The 2,892-nt window shown below is 42.9% G+C and carries 1 protein-coding gene, 1 tRNA gene and 1 pseudogene; 1 reads left to right on the forward strand and 2 read right to left on the reverse strand.

Annotation, left to right across the window (positions count from 1 at the left end; translation table 11 throughout):
• Nucleotides 1-780, forward strand: a pseudogene (locus tag PGX78_RS07260) (outer membrane insertion signal); the annotation flags it as partial.
• 113 nt (nt 781-893) lie between these two features.
• Here the strand turns inward: PGX78_RS07260 and PGX78_RS07265 are convergent.
• Nucleotides 894-982 (reverse strand) — tRNA-Ser (locus tag PGX78_RS07265).
• 81 nt (nt 983-1,063) lie between these two features.
• Complete coding sequence (locus tag PGX78_RS07270; protein ID WP_270446196.1) at nt 1,064-2,614, reverse strand: hypothetical protein; 1,551 nt, start codon at nt 2,612-2,614, stop codon at nt 1,064-1,066.
• Nucleotides 2,615-2,892 lie beyond the last annotated feature (278 nt).

A 2,892-nucleotide genomic window follows, 5' to 3' on the forward strand; every position in this document is an offset into this window, starting at 1 on the left:
GGCACTCCTATGTACGCATATAACGGAAGCCTTTACAATAACTTCTTTGTTGATCAGGCATATGTGAACTATGCTTTGGATCCGGCTCACAATTGGAATCTTAAAGTCGGTCGTTATACGTATGTGTTAGGTAAAGCATCGGGGCTTCAATATGATGATCCCTTTGACGGTGCCGAACTGAGCTTTACGAATAAGAAACTTACGGCTACTGCAGGGTACGGTAAGTTTAAAGACGGCTATTCCAACAATGCTAAAACGGCTTACGGAGAGTTGGAAGGAAACTTCGGCGGCGGTTCTATGACGGGGTCGGCAGCCGGTATTTACTATAACAATTATCCCGGAATGGGCGGAATATTGATGCATGCCCCCCAAGACCTTAAAGGGGCCTACGTATCTTTGAACTTCGGTCCGAGATGGAATCTTTTCGGTGAATATAATCGAGTAAGCTTTAAAGACGATACGGCATCTGCCGATGTATATTACGGCAAGTTGCAGTATGGCAAAGCGCTCTTTGAAAAACCGAAAACCTGGGATCTCTGGGTTGATTACCTGAACAGCGGTTCAAGCGGTATTCAAGATTTCCTGGGAACGGGTAACTGGAGAACGGAACACTTTACGGGCGGCACCTTCGGTGTAACCTCGTGGGGGGTTGGCGGTGACTATGTTTTTGCCAAAAATGCAAAATTGCAGTTATTCCGAGCTTTTGCATCGGAAATAGAGGATTGCAATCATTGTGATGCAGGCAACTTTACACGGGCACAATTAGTATTCGTATTTTAGAATATAATAAAAGACCGTCCTATAGGGCGGTCTTTTATTATATTTATCGGGTAAGTATTTATTTCGTAAGAATTATAAAAAAGAGTCGACACAAGTGTCGACTCTTTTTTATGTGGCGGAGCGGGTGGGATTCGAACCCACGAGACCTTTCGGCCTAACTGATTTCGAGTCAGCCCCGTTATGACCACTTCGATACCGCTCCACATAGGTACTTCATGAGTTTATCACGGTTTCATAAGACCGTCAAGGAGCGTTCCTGCATATTTCACAACTTACGATGGTCTTACAAGGATGGTTTTAAAGATTGCTTTATTTTTGCCGTATCGGTTTTGAGCTTTTTCATATTTTCTTTAATAGCTTGCATATTCTCTTTCATACTTGATGACGTGTCCCTAAAGTTAGAAGTGCCGTTTTTCAGTTCCTTCATATTATTCTTTGTGACAGACAGATTTTCTCGAATGTCAGGCCACGACATGGGGGCATTAGTATCTGATGAGAAGAGGTTAAATGCTACCGATGAGGAAGGAAAGACAACGCTAATGTCGCCGAGGATGAGTTTACCGTTTACGATTTGAAAGGCATCGGTCGTAATCAAGCCGAATTTAGTGGCGATAGATACGTCAAAAAATTCTAAAAGGTGTCGTCTGTTGGAGAACTTTCCTTTTAAATAGTTGAAGGAAAAAAGGGTGTAGCGACCTTTTCCGGACCGGAAGGAACCGTACGTAAGCAAATTGTCGGGATTACCGTCGCACTCCATGGTAATATCCGTATCTACCAGACATTTAAATTCCATGCGTTTTAAGGCTATGCGACTGTCCAATCCCGTACCTTTTCCATGAATGGTATAAGCTCTGGTATTGAGATTGTAATCGCCGTAAGCGGCCAGTTTTCCGTTATAAACATCGGCTGTTACATTCGTAAATAAGAAGATTCCGTCTTTATAATCGATATCGCCGCGGACATTTGTGAAATCCAGGGCGGGGATGGACAGCTTATCCATCTCCAGTTTGCCGTGAGCCATGGGTGCGGATACAGGTCCTGTAAACTGCGTTTTCAAGGTAAGAGGGTCGTGAACGGATTTGCCGAAGCCTACGGAAGAAGGATCAACTTTTAAGAAATTAACTTCCAAATCGGCTTCGGGTACGGGTGTACGCAAGTTGACGGAACCGTCGATATTAATGCCGTCACCGACAGCCGTACCGCTAAAAGGTCCGGAAGAAAAATTGACGGTCAAAAACTCATTGGACTTTAAATGCAGTGCTGCATCTACAGAGGTCATGACATATTGTTTATCGTCCTTATAGGCTTCAAAGCGACAATTATTAAGGTTAATACGCAGATTGAATTTTTTGTCCGTCATATTGAGAGTGCGTATTTTTTCATCAAGAGTAGTCGATTTTTTCACCGCTTCCGGGGCATCGGAAGGAATAATTTGGGCCGACATGTCTTTATCAAATTTAACCGATACGGTTGAATCGTTTAGCGTAATTTCACGTAAGGTTGTTGTTTTTAAAGAACGATGCAAAATGAAGTCCCAAGGGTTGACTTTGAAGCTTCCTGTGGGCACAACGAGTATCGGCATACCGTCCGGATCGTCCCACTCCAAGTCGGTAAAATTTACATGGCCGCGAATATCGGCAGATAAAGTATTGACATGAATCGTGCCTTTTACGACCGACTGAGTTTCCATGACGCGGTTAAAGATAAAGGCTGCACCGTGTGAGGAAAAAAGAGCCGACACAAGGAGAATTAACAAAAGGGCAGTAAAAATTACGCCCATTCGTTTGCCGAATTTCCCATAGTGTACGGGTATAGATTTCAGTAATTTTTTCATATCAGGCTCCCTGTATTCGATTTTTTTATTATACCACTAACAAGACTAAGGCATTAAGGGAAGATTAAACTTTGTTCAGACCCCTTAAATTTAGGTAAAAAAGAAGTGTTTATCCCTTACAGCGATTATGCTGTACATACGGGAGGCTTTCAGATGAAAAAATCGGTTTGGACTGATGAGGAAGGAAAAACGGAAACGGTTCAAAACTTAATAGAAAAGCTGTTTTCCTATGCAATGGACAGAGGTGTCAGCGATATTCATGCAGAGCCTCTTGATGA

This window comes from Megasphaera sp. AF13-6AC (assembly GCF_027685385.1).
GTDB classification, from domain to species: Bacteria; Bacillota; Negativicutes; order Veillonellales; family Megasphaeraceae; genus Megasphaera; species Megasphaera micronuciformis.